Origin of the sequence: Pseudomonas sp. G2-4 (genome assembly GCF_030064125.1) — a bacterium.
In the GTDB taxonomy this organism is placed as follows: Bacteria; Pseudomonadota; Gammaproteobacteria; order Pseudomonadales; family Pseudomonadaceae; genus Aquipseudomonas.
Genome location: NZ_CP125957.1, coordinates 6,025,580 through 6,046,646, shown reverse-complemented (window position 1 = coordinate 6,046,646; position 21,067 = coordinate 6,025,580). Strand labels below are relative to the sequence as shown.

The 21,067-nt window shown below is 61.0% G+C and carries 14 protein-coding genes and 2 tRNA genes; 12 read left to right on the top strand and 4 right to left on the bottom strand.

The annotated features are described in order from the left end of the window. Positions 1-30: 30 nt before the first annotated feature. Complete coding sequence (locus tag QNH97_RS26565) at positions 31-1,965, top strand: methyl-accepting chemotaxis protein (RefSeq protein ID WP_283554595.1); 1,935 nt, start codon at positions 31-33, stop codon at positions 1,963-1,965. 542 nt (positions 1,966-2,507) lie between these two features. Here the strand turns inward: QNH97_RS26565 and QNH97_RS26560 are convergent. The 4 genes from QNH97_RS26560 to QNH97_RS26545 all read right to left on the bottom strand — a co-directional run bounded on the left by QNH97_RS26560 (position 2,508) and on the right by QNH97_RS26545 (position 5,747). Continuing rightward, on the bottom strand, positions 2,508-4,073 hold the full coding sequence (locus tag QNH97_RS26560; protein WP_283554594.1) for an ABC transporter permease: 1,566 nt from the start codon (positions 4,071-4,073) through the stop codon (positions 2,508-2,510). After that, positions 4,073-5,083: an extracellular solute-binding protein gene (locus QNH97_RS26555; protein ID WP_283554593.1), complete on the bottom strand. Its 1,011-nt coding sequence runs from the start codon at positions 5,081-5,083 to the stop codon at positions 4,073-4,075. Before QNH97_RS26555 ends, QNH97_RS26560 begins: the two co-directional genes overlap by 1 nt. A 315-nt stretch (positions 5,084-5,398) precedes the next feature. Further along, positions 5,399-5,485 (bottom strand) — tRNA-Leu (locus tag QNH97_RS26550). A gap of 175 nt (positions 5,486-5,660) precedes the next feature. After that, positions 5,661-5,747 (bottom strand) — tRNA-Leu (locus QNH97_RS26545). Between the two features lie 226 nt (positions 5,748-5,973). Here QNH97_RS26545 and rnr point away from each other — a divergent pair. The 11 genes from rnr to QNH97_RS26490 all read left to right on the top strand — a co-directional run bounded on the left by rnr (position 5,974) and on the right by QNH97_RS26490 (position 20,938). Then, positions 5,974-8,592 carry a ribonuclease R gene (gene rnr / locus QNH97_RS26540; RefSeq protein WP_283554592.1) on the top strand — a complete coding sequence of 873 codons (2,619 nt, stop codon included), beginning with the start codon at positions 5,974-5,976 and terminating at the stop codon, positions 8,590-8,592. Beyond that, a complete protein-coding gene (rlmB, locus tag QNH97_RS26535) occupies positions 8,589-9,350 on the top strand; it encodes a 23S rRNA (guanosine(2251)-2'-O)-methyltransferase RlmB (protein WP_283554591.1) in 762 nt (253 codons plus the stop codon). Before rnr ends, rlmB begins: the two co-directional genes overlap by 4 nt. A 305-nt stretch (positions 9,351-9,655) precedes the next feature. Continuing rightward, positions 9,656-10,084 (top strand): 30S ribosomal protein S6, encoded by a 429-nt coding sequence (rpsF, locus tag QNH97_RS26530; RefSeq protein ID WP_003186395.1) that lies wholly within the window; start codon positions 9,656-9,658, stop codon positions 10,082-10,084. A 28-nt stretch (positions 10,085-10,112) separates the two neighbouring features. Further along, complete coding sequence (rpsR, locus tag QNH97_RS26525; protein ID WP_002551829.1) at positions 10,113-10,343, top strand: 30S ribosomal protein S18; 231 nt, start codon at positions 10,113-10,115, stop codon at positions 10,341-10,343. A gap of 36 nt (positions 10,344-10,379) precedes the next feature. Continuing rightward, positions 10,380-11,273, top strand: coding sequence for a YybS family protein (locus QNH97_RS26520; protein ID WP_283554590.1), 894 nt, complete (start codon positions 10,380-10,382; stop codon positions 11,271-11,273). An 18-nt stretch (positions 11,274-11,291) separates the two neighbouring features. Beyond that, positions 11,292-11,738, top strand: coding sequence for a 50S ribosomal protein L9 (gene rplI / locus QNH97_RS26515; RefSeq protein WP_283554589.1), 447 nt, complete (start codon positions 11,292-11,294; stop codon positions 11,736-11,738). A 134-nt stretch (positions 11,739-11,872) separates the two neighbouring features. Further along, on the top strand, positions 11,873-13,270 hold the full coding sequence (gene dnaB, locus QNH97_RS26510; RefSeq protein ID WP_003186384.1) for a replicative DNA helicase: 1,398 nt from the start codon (positions 11,873-11,875) through the stop codon (positions 13,268-13,270). Positions 13,271-13,458: 188 nt separating this feature from the next. Further along, positions 13,459-15,759 carry a YgiQ family radical SAM protein gene (locus QNH97_RS26505; protein WP_283554588.1) on the top strand — a complete coding sequence of 767 codons (2,301 nt, stop codon included), beginning with the start codon at positions 13,459-13,461 and terminating at the stop codon, positions 15,757-15,759. Between the two features lie 325 nt (positions 15,760-16,084). Further along, the gene (gene ssp4, locus QNH97_RS26500) at positions 16,085-17,011 is read left to right on the top strand and encodes an Ssp4 family T6SS effector (protein WP_283554587.1); all 927 of its coding nucleotides are present in this window, start codon (positions 16,085-16,087) and stop codon (positions 17,009-17,011) included. Next, complete coding sequence (locus QNH97_RS26495; RefSeq protein ID WP_283554586.1) at positions 17,008-17,469, top strand: hypothetical protein; 462 nt, start codon at positions 17,008-17,010, stop codon at positions 17,467-17,469. The genes ssp4 and QNH97_RS26495 overlap by 4 nt, the downstream gene beginning before the upstream one ends. A 175-nt stretch (positions 17,470-17,644) precedes the next feature. Then, positions 17,645-20,938: a transglutaminase family protein gene (locus QNH97_RS26490; RefSeq protein ID WP_283554585.1), complete on the top strand. Its 3,294-nt coding sequence runs from the start codon at positions 17,645-17,647 to the stop codon at positions 20,936-20,938. Positions 20,939-21,067 lie beyond the last annotated feature (129 nt).

The window sequence follows — 21,067 nt, the reverse complement described above, 5'->3', positions numbered from 1 at the left end:
TTTAATGGCGTTTAGTAGAGGGATTCCCCTGTGTCGGCCGTTCTCTCACTGTTACAAAGCCGTTTGTTGCGGCCTGTCTTCGTTACCCTTGGTATCGCCCTTTTGGTGCAAGTGCTGGTGGCTGTCGCGCTGACGCGAAGCACGGTCACCGCGCTGGAGGCCGATCTAGGCGCTCGACTGGGGGGCGACAGTCAGAAATTGTCTGGCGAACTGGAGCAGGCCGGGCGCGAGGTCACCTCGAGCCTGGACAGTTTGTCTGCCAGCACCCGTCAGCGCCTCACCGCCGGTTTATCCGCGCGTCTGAAGGACGAACAGGCGCAATTACGGGTGACATTGGAGAAAACGCTCAAGGATTCCGCCAATGATATGGCGCAACTCTTGGCCTCCGTCGCACCCCGCGCCATGTGGGACAATGACGTGCCCACACTCTCCGAGTTCGCCCGTCGGGCCCAGCGCAATCCCAATGTGTTGTTCGTCATCTATGACGATGCTGCTGGTGAGCACCTGACCCGCTATCTGAACCGGGAAAATCCGATCAACAAGGCCTTGCTGGAAAAAGGCAAGGGCGAGCGGGCATTGGACAAGGTGTTGGATGCGGCGAAGAGTGATCCGTCGGTGTATTACCTTGAAGCCTCGATCAACCCCAACGGCGTGGAAATCGGCAAAGTCTTGATGGGGGTCTCCACGGCTTCCGTTGAAACCGACCTGAAGGCGCTGGACCAGCGTTTCTCGGCCTTGATCGCCAGCAGCGACCAGTTGGTCGGCGACAGCCTCAAGGGCGCGGCAGCCGACAGTGCCGCCGCCATGCGCGGTCGCCTGGAGTCGGCCCAGGCTACGGCCACGCAAATGCAGACCAATACCGCGAGCACTGTGCAGGACGCGGCGGGCACGTTGCGCTGGCGCATCGGTATGGGCCTGGCGCTGGTGGGCTTCGGTGTACTGGTTCTGTTGGCCGTGGTATTGGGGCGTCGGGTAGTCAATCGCTTGAAGTTGTTGATCGCGGCGATGAACGACCTGGCGGCGGGCGAAGGCGATTTGACCAAGCGTGTGCAGATCAGCAGCAAAGATGAAATTGGCGAGATGGCCTCGGCGGTCAATCGCTTTGTGGATAAGTTGCAACCGATCGTGCGAGAGGCGGGTGACGTGGCCCAGCGCACCGGTCAGGAAATTGGCGCGATGACCCTGCGTAACTCCGGTGCTGACGCGGCGGCGGGCATGCAGCGCGACGAAGTGGCTGAGAGCCTGCGGGCGCTGTCGCAAATGGCTGACGAAGCGCAGTCGGAAAGCCACGCAATGCAAGCGGCCTTGCAGCAAGTGGTGGAGATTCGCAAGGCCACTGATGAAAACACCCGCACCTCGGCCAAGGTTGGCGGCTTGATCGAGGCGCTGGCCGGGCAGGTGGATACCGGGGCGAAGGTGATCGAACGGCTGGCGCAGCAGAGTGAGCAGATCGAAGTGGTGCTGACTGTGATTCATGGGATTGCCGAGCAGACCAACTTGCTGGCCTTGAACGCGGCCATCGAAGCGGCGCGGGCTGGGGAGACCGGGCGTGGGTTTGCGGTGGTAGCGGATGAGGTGCGGGCCTTGGCGAGCAAGACCCAGAGTTCGACCGGGGACATCCAGGCGCACATTGTGGCTTTGCAGCAGGGTGCTCGCGAGGCGGTGGCGGCTATCGGTCAGGCTGGGCGTCAGGCCAGTGAGGGCTTGCTGGTGTTGCGTGACAGTGCGCGGTTGCAGCAGTCGGTTCAGGCTTCTGTGGAGCAGGTGCATGCGGCTATTGGTCTGGCGACTCAGGCGGCGGCCCATCAGGCTCAGGGTGCGCAGGCGGTGCGTGGGCGGGTGGAGACCATTCATGCGCAGGCTGAGAAAGCGGCTCAGGCTGTGGTTGAGACTACGGCCAGTGGCAAGGTGTTGGATGGTTTGGCGGCGCAGTTGAAGGCGAGTTTGGGGCAGTTCAGGGCCTGACGTCTGGCTGGGGGTTTTTGATCGGGTACATATCCGTTGCTGCGGTAACGGCGGCTTATGGTTCCGCCCTGACGGCGGGTCACTTTCGAAAATCCGGAAGCCGGCCCAGGCGAAAGTAACCAAAGCGCTTCTGCCCCACCACTTGGTGCCTCGCCTAGGCTCGGCATGCCCTCACTCCGGCATTGCTCCGTGGGCCCGCCGCGAAGGGCCATCCATGGCCCAGCGCAGCTATCCCGGCATCCATGCCGGGATGCCCACTGCGCAATACCTGCGTTCGGCCATCGTGGTTAACGGGGCGCCGAAATCAACGTCCGTCGCGAGGCGGCCTGCCAGCCGACCTGTCTCTTTTGTCGTACTCCGATCCAATTGTGGGGGCGAGCCTGCTCGCGAAGGCGGCCTGCCAGCCGGCCTGTTTCTCCCTGTCGTGCTCCAATCCAACTGTGGGAGCGAGCCTGCTCGCGAAGGCGGCCTGCCAGCCGACCTGTTTCTCCCTGTCGTACTCCAATCCAACTGTGGGAGCGAGCTTGCTCGCGATGGCGGTTTCAGCGGCTCAGGTACATCCGCGTCGTCAGCAAATACACCGGCAACCCCGACACCACGATCAACAGCGCCGCATACGGCGCCGCGGCTGCGAACTCCACATTTGACGTATGGGCCCAGACCGCCGTCGCCAACGTATTGAGCCCGGTGGGGCTCAGCAGTAGCGTGGCTGTCAGCTCCTTCATCGCATCCAGGAATACCAATGCAAACGCCGCCCCAAGCGCCGGGAAGATGATCGGCAAGGTCACTCGGCAAAATGCGCTGAACGACGAAGCCCCCAGTGTGCGCGCGGCTTCTTCCAGTTGCGGTGCCGCCTTGTTCAGGGCGGTACGTACCGGCGCCTGGGCCAGTGGCAGGAACAGCAGCGCGTAGGCTATCAGCAGCAGGCCTGACGTCTGATACAGCGCCGGCACGTAGTGCAGCGCGAAATACACCAGGCTCAGGGCAATCACCAGCCCTGGTAATGCGTGGAGCAAGTACGGCAGGCGTTCGGCCCACAGGGCCAAGTGACCCTTGTAGCGCACCACCAGCAAGCCGACCGGCACCGCCAGCACCAGGCAGAGCGCGGCCCCTCCGAGAGACAGCGCCAGGGACGACAGCAGCGCCTCGCTGATTTCGCCCACCGGGAACGCGGCGGAGGTGCCGACCGCCAGCCAATACGCCAGCATCCCCAGGGGAATACCGCTCCCGATGATCGTCAGTGCCAGGCAATAGCCCTGCCCGAGAAGAGCCCAAGGCCCTAGTCGTACTTGTTCGGCCTGTCGCGCGGCGCCCTGGCCAGTGCGCACATGCCGGCCCTTGCCGCGCACCCGCAGTTCCAGCCACAGCAGAATCAAACACAGCGCCAGTAACACCGCCGACAGCATGGCGGCATTGGCGTTGCTGAATTCCAGCTCGAACTGTTGATAGATCGCCGTGGTGAAGGTTTGCAGGCCGATGATCGACAATGCGCCGAATTCCACCAGCATGTGCAATGCGATCAGCAATGAGCCGGCGAGCAGCGAGGGCCAGAGCAGCGGCAAGGTGACACGAAAGAACACCCCCCTACGATTTTGCCCCAGGGTACGAGCGGACTCTTCAAGGGAAGGGTCCAGGTTGCGCAACGTCGCCGCCACCGGGAGGAAGATCAGCGGGTATTTGGACAGGGTCATCACCAGGATCGCGCCGCCCAGGCCTTCGAACTGGGCGCTGAGGGACACCCAGGTGAAGCTGCTGACAAACGCTGGCACCGCGAACGGCAGGCAGAGAATGACGCCCCATACTCGACGCCCCGGCAGGTTGCTGCGTTCCAGCAGCCAGGCCAGGGACAGGCCGATGATCCCGCAGGCCAGCGTGACGCCGACCATCAGTGCCAGGGTGTTGCGCAGCAGCCCGAGTACATAAGGGCGCCACAACAGATGCAACGCCTCGGCCCAGCCAGCTTGCCAGGCCTTCACAACGACGTAGAGCAGCGGCAGCGCGCTCAGGAACACCAACAGCAGCACCGGCAGCAACACCCCGAGCGGCGGGCGCTTGCGGCGCGGAACGTAGCTCACGGTGGGGGGCGGGGCGCTTAGCGATGGGGTCATCAATTCAGGCCGACTTCGCGTTCCAGTTCCAGAGCTTCTTCGGCGTTGCCGAGGTCGGCCGGGGTGACCTTCGGCGGCTCCAGTTCGCTGAAGGGCTTGAGGCCGCGATCCGAGGTCATGCCTTTGTGCAGCGGATATTCGGCGGACGTCTGGGTGATCACGCGCTGGCCCTCTTCGCTGGCCATATAGGCGAGCAACTGTTGGGCTTCTTTAGGATGTTTGCTGGATTTCAGCGCGGCGGCGCTGGACACGGTCACCAGGCCCCCGGCATCTCCACCGGTGAAGTAATGCAACTTGGAGGCGAGCTGGCCTTTCTCTCGTTGCAGGGCGAACCAGTAATAGTTGTTCACCAGGACGGTGGCGACCTCGCCGTTTTCCACGGCCTTGAGGGCAACCATATTGTTGCTGTAGACCTTGCCGAAGGCGCGCAGACCGGTGAGCCATTCTTCGGCGGCATCCATTCCGTGCAATTTGATAATGGCCACGGCTTGTTCCTGGAATGCACCGCTGGTCGGTACGAAGCCGACCTTGCCTTGCCATTGGGGCTGGGCAAAATCGAGGACGGTTTTGGGCAAGTCTTTTTCGTCGATCAGCTTCGGGTTGTAGGCCACGACACGTACGCGGGCGGTAACGCCCATCCAGGTGCCGTTGCCGGCAACATAGTCCTTGGGCAGGACGTTGAGGGTCGCGTCGTCGATTTTCGCCAGCAAGCCTTGTTCGCCGAGCTTGTTCAGGGGCGGCGATTCTTCGGTGTAGATCACATCGGCCGGCGAGCGGTCGCCTTCTTCGACCACCTGGCTGGCGAGCTGGTTGCTGCTGCCCTTGCGCACCTTGACGTGAATGCCGGTCTTGGCTTCGAAGGCTTTGGCCAGTTCGTCGCCGACTTCTTTGTGCTGGCCGTTGTAGAGGGTCAGTTCCACCTTGTCGGTGGCGTGGGCGAGGGGCGTTGCGAGGGTCAGGCCGAGCAGGGTGCAGGTCAGGGCGCGGCACAGGGTGGTTCGAAACATCATTCGCGGGGGTTCCTCACTGTCGTGTAGCAAAAACTTGTAACAATAATAAACGATATTGTTTCTCATGTACGGCTTGGGAGTGTGCTGCGGGTCAGATCTGTGGCGAGGGAGCTTGCTCCCGCTGGGCTACGCAGTAGCCCCAAAACCCTGAAGTCGCGGTTCACCATGGGTATTGGGGGGAGGGCTTCGCCCTCCGGCGGGAGCAAGCTCCCTCGCCACAGAAGGAGTGTTTGCAGTTTCAGGTGGCCGAAAACGCAAAAACCCGCTTTCGCGGGTTTTTGTGAGGTTCAAGATCGTAAACCTTGAAGCTTGAATTGGTGCCCAGAAGAAGACTCGAACTTCCACGACCTTGCGGTCACCAGCACCTGAAGCTGGCGTGTCTACCAATTTCACCATCTGGGCAGCATCTTCAGCGTTGCCGCTGTTGATGTGGCGCACTATACGGAGCGCGTTTTGATCTGTAAACCCCTGTTTTTCTTTTGGTAATTGCCAAACAAAATGGCAGGGCCAGAAATGCAAAAACCCGCTTTCGCGGGTTCTTGTTGAGCGTGCAGACCGTTGGTCTGTCGCTCGAAATTGGTGCCCAGAAGAAGACTCGAACTTCCACGACCTTGCGGTCACCAGCACCTGAAGCTGGCGTGTCTACCAATTTCACCATCTGGGCAGTATCGGCAACGTGTGTGCGTCGTCGATGGCGCGCACTATACGGAGCGTGTTTTTAACTGTAAACCCCTCCCGAGAAAAAAACCGGGAAATTTCCTGAGCGGCGCATCCCGGGGCTTCAAAGGTGGGTCAAAAGGCTTTAGAACAGGCATCCATTGCTTGAAATTTCCCGTTTCATTACGCCTATGCCAAACTAACCCGTATATAGACAAGGTGAAAACTCTCTAATGGCCGATTGGCAGTCCCTCGATCCCGAGGCCGCTCGTGAAGCGGAAAAATACGAAAACCCTATTCCTAGCCGCGAACTGATCCTGGCGCATCTCGCCGATCGGGGTTCGCCTGCTAGCCGCGAGCAACTGGTCGAAGAGTTCGGTCTGACCACCGAAGACCAGCTCGAAGCCCTGCGCCGCCGTCTGCGTGCCATGGAGCGCGATGCTCAGCTGATCTACACCCGGCGCGGCACTTATGCCCCCGTGGACAAACTCGACCTGATCCTGGGCCGCATCGCCGGTCACCGTGATGGCTTCGGTTTCCTGATCCCGGACGACGGCAGCGATGACCTGTTCATGAGCCCGGCGCAAATGCGCCTGGTGTTCGACGGTGACCGGGCGCTGGCTCGCGTGTCCGGCCTGGACCGCCGCGGTCGTCGCGAAGGCGTGATCGTCGAGGTGGTGTCCCGCGCCCACGAAAGCATCGTCGGCCGTTACTTCGAAGAAGGCGGCATCGGCTTTGTCGTCGCCGACAACCCGAAGATCCAGCAAGAAGTGCTGGTCACTCCGGGTCGTAACGCCAACGCCAAGGTCGGTCAGTTCGTCGAGGTGAAGATCACCCACTGGCCAACCCCGCGCTTCCAGCCCCAAGGCGATGTGGTGGAAGTGGTCGGCAACTATATGGCGCCGGGCATGGAAATCGACGTTGCCCTGCGTACCTACGACATCCCCCACGTCTGGCCTGAAGCGGTCCTCAAAGAAGCCGCGAAACTCAAGCCGGAAGTCGAAGATAAAGACAAAGAGAAACGCATCGACCTGCGCCACTTGCCGTTCGTCACCATCGACGGCGAAGACGCTCGGGACTTCGACGATGCGGTATTCTGCGAAGCCAAGCCTGGCAAGTTGCGCCTGTTCTCCGGCGGCTGGAAGTTGTACGTCGCCATTGCCGACGTTTCCAGTTATGTGAAGCTCGGTTCGGCGCTGGATGCTGAAGCACAGGTGCGCGGCAACTCGGTGTATTTCCCCGAGCGTGTCGTGCCGATGTTGCCTGAGCAACTGTCCAACGGGCTGTGCTCGCTCAACCCACACGTCGATCGCCTGGCCATGGTCTGCGAGATGACCATCTCCAAATCCGGCGAAATGACGGATTACTGCTTCTACGAAGCAGTCATCCATTCCCATGCGCGCCTGACCTACAACAAGGTCAGCGCAATGCTGGAAACGCCGAAACTGGCCGAGTCGCGCAAGCTGCGCGGTGAATACACCGACGTCGTGCCGCATCTCAAGGAGCTGTACTCGCTCTACAAGGTGTTGCTCGCGGCCCGCCATGTACGCGGTGCGATCGATTTTGAAACCCAGGAAACCCGGATCATTTTCGGTACCGAGCGCAAGATCGCCGAGATTCGCCCGACGGTGCGCAACGATGCGCACAAACTGATCGAGGAATGCATGCTGGCCGCCAACGTGGCCACTGCCGAGTTCCTGAAGAAACACGAAATTCCTGCGCTGTACCGGGTCCACGACGGTCCGCCACCGGAGCGCCTGGAAAAACTGCGGGCGTTCCTCGGTGAGCTTGGCCTCTCCTTGCACAAAGGCAAGGACGGTCCGTCGCCCAAGGATTACCAGGCCTTGCTGGCCAGTATCAAGGATCGCCCGGATTTCCATCTGATCCAGACCGTCATGCTGCGCTCGTTGAGCCAGGCGGTGTACAGCGCCGATAACCAGGGCCACTTCGGCCTGAATTACGAAGCCTACACCCACTTCACTTCGCCGATTCGCCGCTATCCCGACCTGCTCACGCACCGGGCGATCCGCAGCGTCATCCATTCGAAGATGAACACCCCGCACGTCAAGCGTGCCGGTGCGATGTCCATACCGAAGGCGCGCATCTATCCGTACGACGAAGCCGCCCTTGAGCAACTCGGCGAGCAGTGCTCGATGAGTGAGCGTCGCGCCGATGAAGCGACTCGCGATGTGGTGAATTGGCTCAAGTGTGAGTTCATGAAAGATCGCGTGGGTGAGTCCTTCCCAGGCGTGATCACCGCCGTGACCGGTTTTGGCCTGTTCGTCGAACTGACCGATATCTACGTCGAAGGCCTGGTGCACGTCACCGCGCTGCCGGGTGATTACTACCACTTCGATCCTGTGCATCACCGCCTGGCGGGCGAGCGCACTGGTCGCAGCTTCCGTCTTGGCGATACCGTCGAAGTGCGGGTGATGCGTGTCGATCTCGACGAGCGCAAAATTGACTTCGAGATGGCGGAAAAAACCATCAGCGCGCCGATTGGTCGCAAGAAGCGCGGTAGCGAAACCGCCGCGCCTGCAGCCAAGACCGCCGCTGAGCCGGCCTCGTCCAAGTCCGGGCGTCGCGGCCCGGCCAAGGAAAAGGCCGCAGAGGCCTATCGCCCGAGCGATGCGGCGGCGAAAAACGCCGAGCTGCGCAAAAGCCGGGAAATGAAGCAGGCATTGCTCGCCGAAGCCAAAAGCGGTGGTAAAGCGGCGTCTGGGGGAAAGGCCGGACGGTCGGCCCCGGACACGGCGACCAGCAAGCCGAGCAAGCACCGTAAAGGCCCGCCAAAAGCGGGCTCGGCCCCGGCCAAAAGCGGCGGGTCGCGTAAACCCAAGGCCAAGTCATGAGTCAGTTGGAAAAAATCTACGGCGTGCATGCCGTGGAAGCGTTGCTGCGCCATCATCCCAAGCGGGTCAAGCAGATCTGGTTGGCGGAAGGTCGCAGTGATCCGCGGGTCCAGACGCTGATCGAGTTGGCCAACGAAAGTCGTGTAGCCGTCGGGCAAGCCGAGCGGCGCGAGATGGACGCCTGGGTCGAAGGCGTGCACCAGGGCGTCGTGGCTGAAGTCAGCCCCAGCCAGGTCTGGGGCGAGGCGATGCTCGACGAGTTGCTCGATCGCACCGAGGGCGCGCCTTTGTTGCTGGTGCTGGACGGCGTGACCGATCCGCATAACCTTGGCGCTTGCCTGCGCTCGGCGGATGCAGCCGGTGCGTTGGCGGTCATCGTGCCTAAAGACAAGTCGGCGACGTTGACGCCGGTGGTGCGTAAAGTTGCCTGCGGCGCGGCGGAAGTGATTCCGCTGGTGGCCGTGACCAACCTGGCGCGTACCCTGGAGAAACTCCAGCAGCGCGGCCTGTGGGTGGTAGGCACGGCGGGCGAGGCGGAGGTCAGCATTTATGACCAGGACCTGACGGGCCCGACCATCCTGATCATGGGTGCCGAAGGCAAGGGCATGCGTCGCCTGACCCGTGAGCATTGCGACTACCTGGTCAAGCTGCCGATGGCCGGTAGCGTCAGCAGCCTCAACGTTTCGGTGGCGACCGGTGTGTGCCTGTTCGAGGCCCTGCGCCAGCGCAGTGTCAAGGCTTCTGCCAAGAAGCCCTGAGCCAGATGCGTATTAAATGTGGGAGCGAGCTTGCTCGCGATGGCGGCGAATCAGTGACATAAATGTTGCCTGGCGCGCCGCTATCGCGAGCAAGCTCGCTCCCACAGTATTTTTGTGTTGGCAAAGATCGGCGGTTGTTCAAATAATCGCCAATCACCTTGCGCCTCCCTCGACCCTTCTCTACAATTGCGCCCCTTGCTGTGATGGCAGGCACTTATGTGTCTAGCGTCCACAAGTCCATAAGTGTCATTCACTCCTTGTCTGACCGTTTTTGAGCGGCAGGCTACAACCCGTAAGGAGCATTCATGCGTCATTACGAAATCATCTTTTTGGTCCACCCGGATCAAAGCGAGCAAGTCGGCGGCATGGTTGAGCGTTACACCAAGCTGATCGAAGAAGACGGCGGCAAAATCCACCGTCTGGAAGATTGGGGCCGTCGTCAACTGGCCTACGCAATCAACAATGTTCACAAGGCTCACTACGTGATGCTGAACGTTGAATGCACTGGCAAGGCCCTGGCCGAGCTGGAAGACAACTTCCGCTACAACGATGCAGTGATCCGTAACCTGGTCATCCGTCGCGAAGAAGCCGTCACCGGCCAATCCGAGATGCTCAAGGCTGAAGAAAACCGCAGTGAGCGCCGTGAGCGTCGCGACCGTCCTGAGCACTCTGACAGCGCCGATGGCGATGACAGCGATAGCGACAGCGACAACAGCGATAACGCTGACGAGTAATCCACGGACCTTTTAAGGAGCCAATCACATGGCACGTTTCTTCCGTCGTCGTAAATTCTGCCGCTTCACCGCTGAAGACGTGAAAGAGATCGATTACAAAGATCTCAACACTCTGAAAGCCTACGTATCCGAGACCGGCAAAATCGTTCCAAGCCGTATCACCGGTACCAAAGCTCGTTATCAGCGTCAGCTGGCCACCGCTATCAAGCGCGCCCGCTTCCTGGCCCTGCTGGCCTACACCGACAGCCACGGCCGCTGAGACCGGGCAGTCGACACGTAGCAAAGGATTGAATGCATGCGCGCCATAGCTGAGTTCATCATGCGCGGTCGTATGCAGGCCACTCTGGTAGTGGCTGGATGCGCGGCATTGCCGTTGTTGTATTGGTTGGGTGCTGCCGCGGGAAGTCTTGTACTCCTGCGGCGCGGATTGAAGGACGCCCTTGGCGTTCTTGCTCTGGGACTGCTGCCGGCTTTGCTCTGGTGGTGGTATTCCGCTGACCCGCGGGCACTCATGGTGCTGCTGGGGTCTTCGGCGCTGGCGTTGGTGTTGCGCGCAAGTGAATCCTGGAACCGTGTGCTGCTGGTCAGCATAGCGATTGGAGTGGTGTTTTCAGTGGTGCTCGGGGTGGCTTTCGCACCCCAGATCGAGATGCTGTCGCAGGCTTTGATAAAAATCCTGCCCGAAGCCCTCGGTGATCTCTACCAGCAGATGTCGGTAGAGGAGCAGGCGCGTTTCGCGTCCCTGATTGCACCGGTCCTGACCGGCCTGATTGCGGCTTTGTTGCAAATCGTCAGTGTGCTGAGCCTGATCATTGGGCGCTACTGGCAGGCGTTGTTGTACAACCCGGGTGGTTTTGGTCGCGAATTTCGCGCCATCCGATTCCCGCTTGGGCTGGCGATGTTGCTGCTGGCGGGCATGCTTCTGGGGCCGAACTTCGGTCCGCAGATGGCGATGCTCACGCCGTTGTGCAGTGTACCGCTGGTCTTTGCCGCCCTGGCCCTGATTCACGGGCTGGTGGCGCAAAAGCGACTGGGCAGGTTCTGGCTGGTGGGGTTGTACGTCACGTTATTGCTGTTCATGCAACTGATCTATCCGTTGCTGGTGGTCTTGGCCATCGTCGACAGCCTGATTGATTTTCGCGGTCGTATGGCGCCGAAAGACGCCGACAACGCGAACGGTGAAGGTTAAAAGTTAGAGGATTTTCACATGCAACTGATCCTTCTGGAAAAAATCGCCAACCTGGGCAACCTGGGCGACAAAGTAAACGTTAAGGCCGGTTACGGTCGTAACTACCTGCTGCCTTTCGGCAAAGCCACCGATGCGACCGCTGCCAACCTGGCTGCGTTCGAAGAGCGTCGTGCTGAGCTGGAAAAAGCTGCCGCAGACCGTAAAGCATCGGCTGAAAGCCGTGCTGCCCAACTGGCCGAGCTGGAAGTGACCATCACTGCCACCGCTGGCGACGAAGGCAAGCTGTTCGGTTCGATCGGTACTCACGACATCGCTGACGCACTGACCGCCTCCGGCGTTGAAGTGGCGAAAAGCGAAGTTCGTCTGCCGAACGGCACCATCCGCAACGTAGGCGAATTCGACGTAGCCGTGCACCTGCACGCCGAAGTTGAAGCCACCGTACGCGTTGTCGTGGTAGCAGCTTAAGCAATACCTGTCGACTGGTGCCCTCGGGTGCTAGCCGGTAACATCGGGCACGATCCTGTTTACAGGTCGTGCCCTTTGTCTTTCTGCAATTGCTGATTTTCAAAACCCCTGCGTTTCCCAAGAATCAAGTGGCCATGAACGAAATCACCGCTCCTGAGCAATACGATCTGCAAACCGCTGCCCTGAAGGTGCCGCCGCATTCCATCGAGGCCGAACAGGCTGTGCTCGGTGGTCTGATGCTGGACAACAACGCCTGGGAACGCGTGCTCGATCAAGTATCCGACGGCGATTTCTATCGACATGACCACCGCCTGATTTTCCGTGCGATCGCCAAGCTGGCCGATCAGAACATGCCGATCGACGTCGTCACCCTGTCCGAGCAATTGGACAAGGAAGGCCAGACGTCCCAGGTCGGCGGCCTCGGCTACCTGGGTGAACTGGCGAAGAACACGCCGTCGGTCGCCAACATCAAGGCCTATGCCCAGATCGTGCGCGAGCGGGCCACCTTGCGCCAGTTGATCGGCATCAGCACCGAAATCGCCGACAGCGCCTTCAATCCGGAAGGCCGCACCGCCGCTGAGATCCTCGACGAAGCCGAGCGGCAGATCTTCCAGATCGCCGAGGCCCGGCCGAAAACCGGGGGGCCGGTCAGCGTCAACGACCTGTTGACCAAGGCCATCGACCGCATCGACACCTTGTTCAACACCGACAATGCCATTACCGGCCTGTCCACCGGCTACACCGACCTCGATGAGAAGACCAGCGGCTTGCAGCCCTCCGACCTGATCATCGTCGCCGGCCGTCCGTCCATGGGTAAGACCACCTTTGCGATGAACCTGGTGGAAAACGCCGTGCTGCGCAGCGAAAAGGCTGTGCTGGTGTACTCCCTCGAGATGCCAGGCGAATCGCTGATCATGCGTATGCTCTCGTCCTTGGGGCGGATCGATCAGACCAAGGTCCGTTCCGGCCAACTGGAAGACGACGATTGGCCGCGCCTGACGTCGGCGGTCAACCTGCTCAACGACCGTAAGTTGTTCATCGACGATACCGCCGGTATCAGTCCGTCGGAAATGCGCGCCCGAACCCGTCGCCTGGTGCGCGAGCACGGTGAAGTCGGGCTGATCATGATCGACTACTTGCAGTTGATGCAGATCCCGGGCTCCAGCGGCGACAACCGCACCAACGAGATTTCCGAGATCTCCCGCTCCCTCAAGGCCTTGGCCAAGGAATTCAACTGCCCGGTGGTGGCGCTTTCCCAGTTGAACCGTTCCTTGGAACAGCGCCCCAACAAGCGCCCGGTGAACTCCGACTTGCGGGAATCCGGAGCGATCGAGCAGGACGCCGACGTCATCATGTTCGTGTACCGCGACGAGGTGTATCACCCTGAGACGGAACACAAAGGCATCGCCGAAATCATCATCGGCAAGCAGCGGAACGGCCCGATCGGCTTCATTCGCCTGGCCTTTATCGGCAAGTACACCCGATTCGAGAACCTGGCACCGGGTAGCTACAATTTTGATGACGACGAGTAAGTTCTTCGTCGTCTGATCCGGCCTCATCGCGAGCAGGCTCGCTCCCGCCTTGGAATGCATTCCTCTGTGGGAGCGAGCCTGCTCGCGAAAGGTGTGCTACCAATTTCCGACCATAGCCGTCGGAATTGGTTATTTTTTGTGCTATATTCCGCGCCCGCGATTTTTCATCTTTTATACCGGTCATCGACATGCAAGCAGCCAAGCCGTTATTTGACTATCCCAAGTACTGGGCCGAATGTTTCGGCCCGGCGCCGTTCCTGCCCATGAGCAGGGAGGAGATGGATCAGCTCGGCTGGGATTCGTGCGACATCATCATCGTGACCGGTGATGCCTACGTCGATCACCCGTCGTTCGGCATGGCGATCATCGGCCGACTGCTGGAGGCCCAGGGCTTTCGCGTCGGGATCATCGCCCAACCGAACTGGCAGTCCAAAGACGACTTCATGAAGCTCGGCGAGCCCAACCTGTTCTTCGGTGTCGCGGCCGGCAACATGGACTCGATGATCAACCGCTACACCGCCGACAAGAAAATTCGCTCCGATGACGCCTACACCCCCGGCGGCATGGCGGGCAAGCGGCCGGACCGTGCGAGCCTGGTCTACAGCCAGCGCTGCAAGGAAGCCTACAAGAACGTACCGATCGTGCTTGGCGGTATCGAAGCTTCCCTGCGTCGCATCGCCCATTACGATTACTGGCAGGACCGGGTGCGCAACTCGATCCTGATCGACGCTTGCGCCGACATCCTGCTGTACGGCAACGCCGAACGGGCGATTGTCGAAGTCGCCCAACGTCTTTCCTACGGTCACAAGATCGAAGACATCACTGATGTGCGCGGCACGGCGTTCATCCGCCGCGACACGCCGCAAGGCTGGTACGAAGTCGATTCCACGCGCATCGACCGTCCGGGCAAGATCGACAAGATCATCAACCCGTACGTGAACACCCAGGACACTCAGGCCTGCGCCATCGAGCAAGAGAAGGGGCCGGTTGAGGACCCGAGCGAAGCCAAGGTCGTACAGATCCTGGCAAGCCCGCGCATGACCCGCGACAAGACCGTGATTCGTCTGCCGTCGGTGGAAAAGGTGCGTGGCGATGCGGTGCTTTACGCTCATGCCAACCGCGTCCTTCACCTGGAAACCAATCCGGGCAACGCCCGTGCCTTGGTGCAGAAGCATGGTGAGGTCGATGTCTGGTTCAACCCGCCGCCCATTCCGATGACCACCGAGGAAATGGACTACGTGTTTGGCATGCCTTACGCACGTGTTCCGCACCCAGCCTACGGCAAGGAAAAGATCCCGGCCTACGAGATGATCCGTTTCTCGGTGAACATCATGCGTGGCTGTTTTGGTGGCTGCACGTTCTGTTCGATCACCGAGCACGAAGGCCGGATCATCCAGAACCGCTCCGAAGAATCGATCATTCGCGAGATCGAAGAAATCCGCGACAAGGTCCCGGGATTCACTGGCGTCATTTCCGACCTCGGCGGCCCGACCGCGAACATGTACCGCATCGCCTGCAAGAGCCCGGAAATCGAATCCGCGTGCCGCAAGCCATCCTGCGTGTTCCCAGGCATCTGCCCGAATCTGAACACCGACCATTCTTCGCTGATCCAGCTGTATCGCAGCGCCCGGGCATTGCCTGGGGTGAAGAAGATCCTGATCGCCTCCGGCCTGCGTTACGACCTGGCAGTCGAGTCGCCGGAATACGTCAAGGAGCTGGTGACCCACCACGTTGGTGGTTACCTGAAGATCGCCCCGGAGCACACAGAAGAAGGCCCGCTCAACCAGATGATGAAGCCGGGCATCGGCAGCTATGACAAATTCAAGCGGATGTTCGAGAAGTACACCAAGGAAGCCGGGAAAGAGCAGTACCTGATTCCGTACTTCATTGCCGCTCACCCGGGCACCACCGACGAAGACATGATGAACCTGGCACTGTGGCTCAAGGGCAACGGTTTCCGTGCCGACCAGGTGCAGGCGTTCTATCCATCGCCGATGGCCACGGCCACCGCCATGTACCACTCGGGCAAGAACCCGCTGCGCAAGGTCACCTACAAGAGCGACGCGGTGACCATCGTCAAGAGCGAGGAGCAGCGCCGGCTGCACAAGGCCTTCCTGCGTTATCACGACCCGAAAGGCTGGCCGATGCTGCGTGAAGCGCTGACTCGCATGGGCCGCGCCGACTTGATCGGGCCGGGCAAGAACCAATTGATCCCGCTGCACCAGCCGGCCACCGACAGCTACCAGAGCGCCCGTCGCAAGAACTCGACGCCGGCCGGCAGCCACAAAGTGGCCAAGGAAACCACCAAGATCCTGACCCAGCACACCGGCCTGCCACCGCGCGCCAGCGATGGTGGCAATCCGTGGGACAAGCGCGAGCAAGCCAAGGCCGCGGCATTCGCCCGCAACCAGCAAGCTGCCAAGGAACGCAAGGACGCCGCCAAGGGCAAAGGACCGAAACCGGCGCGCAAGCCTGTCGTGCCGCGCTAACGGGTCAATCTACGATGTAAAACGCCAGCCTCAGTGCTGGCGTTTTGCTTTCTAGCGGCGGTGCTGCCCATTTGCTATCGTGGCCGCCGCGATACGCGCCAGTTCAGTGCAATAAAGCCGGGCGCTGCCCTTGTGGCGAGGGAGCTTGCTCCCGCTCGACGGCGAAGCCGTCGTAAAACCGGCTGATGCGGTCTGCCTGGAAGAGTGCGTCGATTGATTTGGGACTGCTGCGCAGCCCAGCGGGAGCAAGCTCCCTCGCCACAATGATGGTATTCAGCGGCACAGCAATAAAGTTTGCCCTCTCCGATCCTCAAGGACGATTCGAATGAGCACCCCTGCACCGGCCATCGGCATGGACTTCACCTTCTCCCAGTACATGGCCCGCCAGCGCATTGAAAGCCAGGTCAACCTGCCACGGCTGTTTGCTGCCATCGACGCCGATCCTGGCATCGCCGGCGCGGGCGTGGTGTATATCGATGCCGAATACAACGTGGTGACCCTGCGGGAATTCAAGCCGATCTGCAGCATCGCCCCCAAGCGCGTGATTCTGCGGGAAGCGAAAACATACATCGCGCCACAACAGTTCATCGATCAGGTAAAAAGCAGTCCACGGGAGTCCAAGCTGGGGCTTGAAACAACCAATGCCGGCTTGTCCTGTGTCGCTGCGGTGATTGGTTGGGTGGTGGTGTTCAGTGGAAGTGTGGCTGTGCCCTTTACGGCGGGGGCAAGTGCTTTTGTCGTTGCCCTGGGAGCTGCTGCCGCGACGGCCAGTACCGCGCAATGCGTCATTGGCGGAATGCGGGTGGCGAATGAGCTGACCAATCCGACTGGCAATGATGAGATGAACGACGCTGACTGGTACAACATAGTTTCCCCGATTCTTGACGCGGTTTCCCTGGTGGGTGTCGGCGGTTCAGCCCTGACGACTGTCCGTCTGCTCAAGGCCAACAAAGCCGCAGGCACCGGAAAAAGCTGGTATCAGCTACTCAAAGGGTTGAGCCGGCAGGAGCGAAGCAAGTTGACCAAAGAGCTGCTGACGCTGAAGGACCCGAGCCTGACCGCAAAGTTACTCAAGCTGCAGCAACGCGCGGGGGCCCTGCCCAAGCGTTATTCGTCGGCTGAAATCAGGCACGCTACGCTGACTCAAATTAAAGATTCTTTGGGCGGCGCCTTGGGCGTCATCGGCAGCTACACAGGGGGCGGCCATGTGAAAACCGTTGCCGTCGGGCTGTACGAGGAGTTCACAGAATGATCGGTGGAGGCTCACTGAAGAGCTTTCTTGCTCGATATTTTCCGGTGTTCATGGGCACCATTCTACTGGGTTGCTTTTCAGGCTCGACGCTGCTGGTCTTGGCTGGGACTACGTATTGGCGTGCCCTCGAGCCTTCCGTCAGGGTCGACTATGTTGGCCTCGGCACCCTGGCCCTGGTGCTCGTGCTGGTCTTGGGCAACCTCATGATTGCTCGCGGGCGCGCCTGGGCGGTTTGGTGGGTGGCGGGTTATTTCCTGGCATGCCTGGCAGCGGTGTTGCCGATGTTTGCCTACGGCCCGCATCAAGGCGTCTACCTGTTCGCTGTGCTGCTGCCGCTGTTGGGGTTGTTGTTGCTCAATAGTAAGCGCCATCGTGAAATGCGCAGCAAACTGGTAGAAATCCGCCGCCAACGTGAGCTCATCATCCAAGCGGCCAAGACCTCGCGCACGCGCCGCTGAGTCGATTCGCTACCACGCCCGCCACATTTATGTGCGCCCCGTTGCACCTGAATGCGAGCATCGCGCGGTTTTAGTGCTCTACTGCCTTGAGTAGACAAAGAAAGTGTCCGACCTGCCTGCATGGCATAAGTCTTGCGCCGCTTTCACTAACGCCCAGGCTCGCAGGAGGCACGTCGTGTCGATCCATGTCGCATTGCACCACGTCACGCATTACCGCTACGACCGCGCCGTCGAACTCGGCCCGCAGATTGTTCGCCTGCGCCCGGCCGCCCACAGCCGCACGCGGATTCTTTCGTATGCGCTGAAGGTCTCGCCGGACCAGCACTTCATCAACTGGCAGCAGGATCCCCAAGGCAATTACCTGGCGCGATTGGTCTTTCCCGAGAAAACCAGGGAACTGCGAATCGAAGTCGATCTGTTGGCGGAAATGGCGGTGTTCAATCCGTTCGATTTCTTCCTCGAACCCTATGCCGAAAAAATCCCGTTCGTCTACGCGGCCGATGAGCGCAAGGAGTTGGCGCCTTACCTGGAAACCTTGCCGCTGACGCCAAGGTTCCAGGCTTATCTGGACGGTATTGACCGCACGCCGCTGCCGGCGGTGGATTTTCTGGTGGCGCTCAACCAGCGCCTGAGCGAAGACATCAACTACCTGATCCGCATGGAGCCAGGCGTCCAAACCCCGGAGCACACTCTGGAGCATGCGTCCGGTTCCTGCCGCGACTCAGCCTGGCTGCTGGTGCAGTTATTGCGCAACCTGGGGCTGGCCGCGCGGTTTGTTTCCGGTTACCTGATCCAGTTGACCGCCGATGTGAAAAGCCTCGACGGCCCGTCCGGTACAGAAGTGGATTTCACTGACCTGCACGCCTGGTGCGAGGTCTACCTGCCCGGTGCCGGCTGGATCGGCCTGGATGCGACGTCCGGGTTGTTCGCCGGCGAAGGACACATCCCATTGGCCTGCAGTCCTGATCCGTCCTCGGCGGCACCCATCAGTGGCTTGGTGGAGCCTTGCGAGTGTGAGTTCAGCCACGAAATGTCCGTGGAGCGGATCTGGGAAGCGCCGCGTGTCACCAAGCCCTACACCGAAGAACAATGGCTGGCGATCCAGGCGCTGGGTCACCAGATCGATGCGGACCTGCTGGAGGGGGACGTGCGCCTGACCATGGGCGGCGAACCGACCTTCGTGTCCATCGATGACCCGGACGGCGCCGAGTGGAATACCGCGGCGCTCGGGCCGGACAAGCGCCGGCTCTCCGCCGAGCTGTTCCAGCGCATGCGCAATCACTATGCGCCCAAGGGGCTGGTGCATTTCGGCCAGGGCAAGTGGTACCCGGGCGAGCAGTTGCCACGCTGGTCCCTCAACTGCTACTGGCGGCGAGACGGGGTGCCGATCTGGCACAACAGCGCGTTGATCGCCGACGAGCAGCAAGACTACGGCGCCGACGGCGAGCTGGCTGGGCGGTTTCTGAGCAGCGTCGCCGAGCGCTTGAACATTCCGGCGCGGTTCATTTTTCCCGCCTACGAAGACAACTTCTATTACCTCTGGCGTGAAGGCGCGTTGCCGTCGAACGTCACGGCTCAGGATCCACGCCTGGAAGACGCCTTGGAGCGGGCCCGGTTGCGCAAGGTCTTCAACCAGGGCTTGGACAAGGTGATCGGTCAGGTCCTGCCGCTGGCCCGCACCGCCAAAGGTGATCAATGGCAAAGCGGTCGCTGGTACCTGCGGGACAACCACTGTCGACTGGTGCCGGGGGATTCGCCCCTGGGTTATCGCTTGCCACTGGCGTCCCAACCTTGGGTGACGGCGGCCGAGTACCCGTTCATCCACCCCACCGACCCGAACCAGGATTTGCCCGAGCTGCCCGACACGGAACAGCTGGCGCGGCACGGCGAGGCGGCGGCCGAGCAGGATCGTGTTCCAGAGATCGACAAGTCCGCCGACTGGCTGACCCGCACTGCATTCTGTGCCGAGGCCCGCGAAGGCCGGTTGTACCTGTTCATGCCGCCGTTGGAGCGGGTCGAAGATTACTTGGAACTGGTCAGCGCCATCGAGGCGACGGCCGAGGCGTTGCAGTGTCCGGTGCTGCTGGAGGGCTATGAGCCGCCGAGCGATCCGCGCCTGGGCAATTTCCGCATCACCCCCGACCCGGGTGTGATCGAGGTCAACGTGCAACCCTCGGCGACCTGGGATGAGTTGGTCGAGCGCACGGAGTTTCTTTACGAAGAGGCGCGACAGACCCGCCTGACCACCGAAAAATTCATGATCGATGGCCGGCACACTGGTACCGGTGGCGGTAACCATTTCGTACTGGGTGGCGCGACACCGGCTGACTCACCGTTTCTGCGGCGTCCCGATCTGCTGCGCAGCCTGATCAGTTACTGGCATAACCACCCGTCGTTGTCTTACCTGTTTTCCGGATTGTTCATCGGCCCGACCTCCCAGGCACCACGGGTGGATGAGGCGCGCAACGACGCGTTGTACGAGCTGGAAATCGCCTTCGCGCAAATGCCCCTGTCGGGTGAGGAATGCCCGCCCTGGCTGGTTGATCGGCTGTTGCGCAACTTGTTGATCGACGTGACCGGCAACACCCACCGCGCCGAATTCTGCATCGACAAGCTCTATTCACCGGACGGTGCCACCGGACGCCTCGGCCTGTTGGAGTTGCGTGCTTTCGAGATGCCACCCCACGCCCGCATGAGCCTGGCCCAGCAGTTATTGCTGCGGGCGCTGGTGGCGCGGTTCTGGCGTGAACCCTATGCACCGGCGAAGCTGGCGCGCTGGGGCACCGAGCTGCATGACCGCTTCCTGTTACCGCACTTTATCGAGCAGGATTTTGCCGACGTCATCCATGAGCTGAACGTCGCCGGCTACCCGTTGCAGGCCGACTGGTTCGCCGCGCACCTGGAGTTCCGTTTCCCCAAGGTGGGCGACTACGCGGTCAACGGCATCGAGCTGCAACTGCGCCAGGCCCTCGAACCCTGGCATGTGCTGGGGGAAGAGGGCGCAGTGGGCGGCACCGTGCGTTATGTGGACTCCTCCCTGGAGCGTTTGCAGGTCAAGCTCAGTGGCCTGGCACCGCAACGCTACCTGCTGACGTGCAATGGCGTGCCCGTGCCTTTGCAGCCCACCGGACGGGTCGGTGAGTTCGTCGCCGGGGTGCGTTTTCGCGCCTGGCAACCGGCCAACTGCCTGCAACCGACCATCCCGGTGCATGCGCCGCTGGTCTTCGACTTGCTCGACACCTGGATGCAACGTTCCGTGGGCGGTTGCCAGTATCACGTGGCCCATCCGGGCGGACGCAACTACGACAGCCTGCCGGTGAATGCGAACGAGGCCGAGAGCCGGCGGATGGCGCGTTTCTTCCGTCTGGGACACACGCCTGGGAAACTTCCGATCCCCAGCCTGGCGATGGACGACGAGTTTCCCCTCACGCTCGACCTGCGACGTTTTCAAGGGGCCCCCAAGGTGTAAGAGAACCCCCGTGGCGAGGGAGCTTGCTCCCGCTGGGCTGCGAAGCGGCCCTGAAACCTGACGACCCGGTGCGTCAGGCAAATGGAGTCGGCTGCCGTGGGGCTGTTGCGCAGCCTAGCGGGAGCAAGC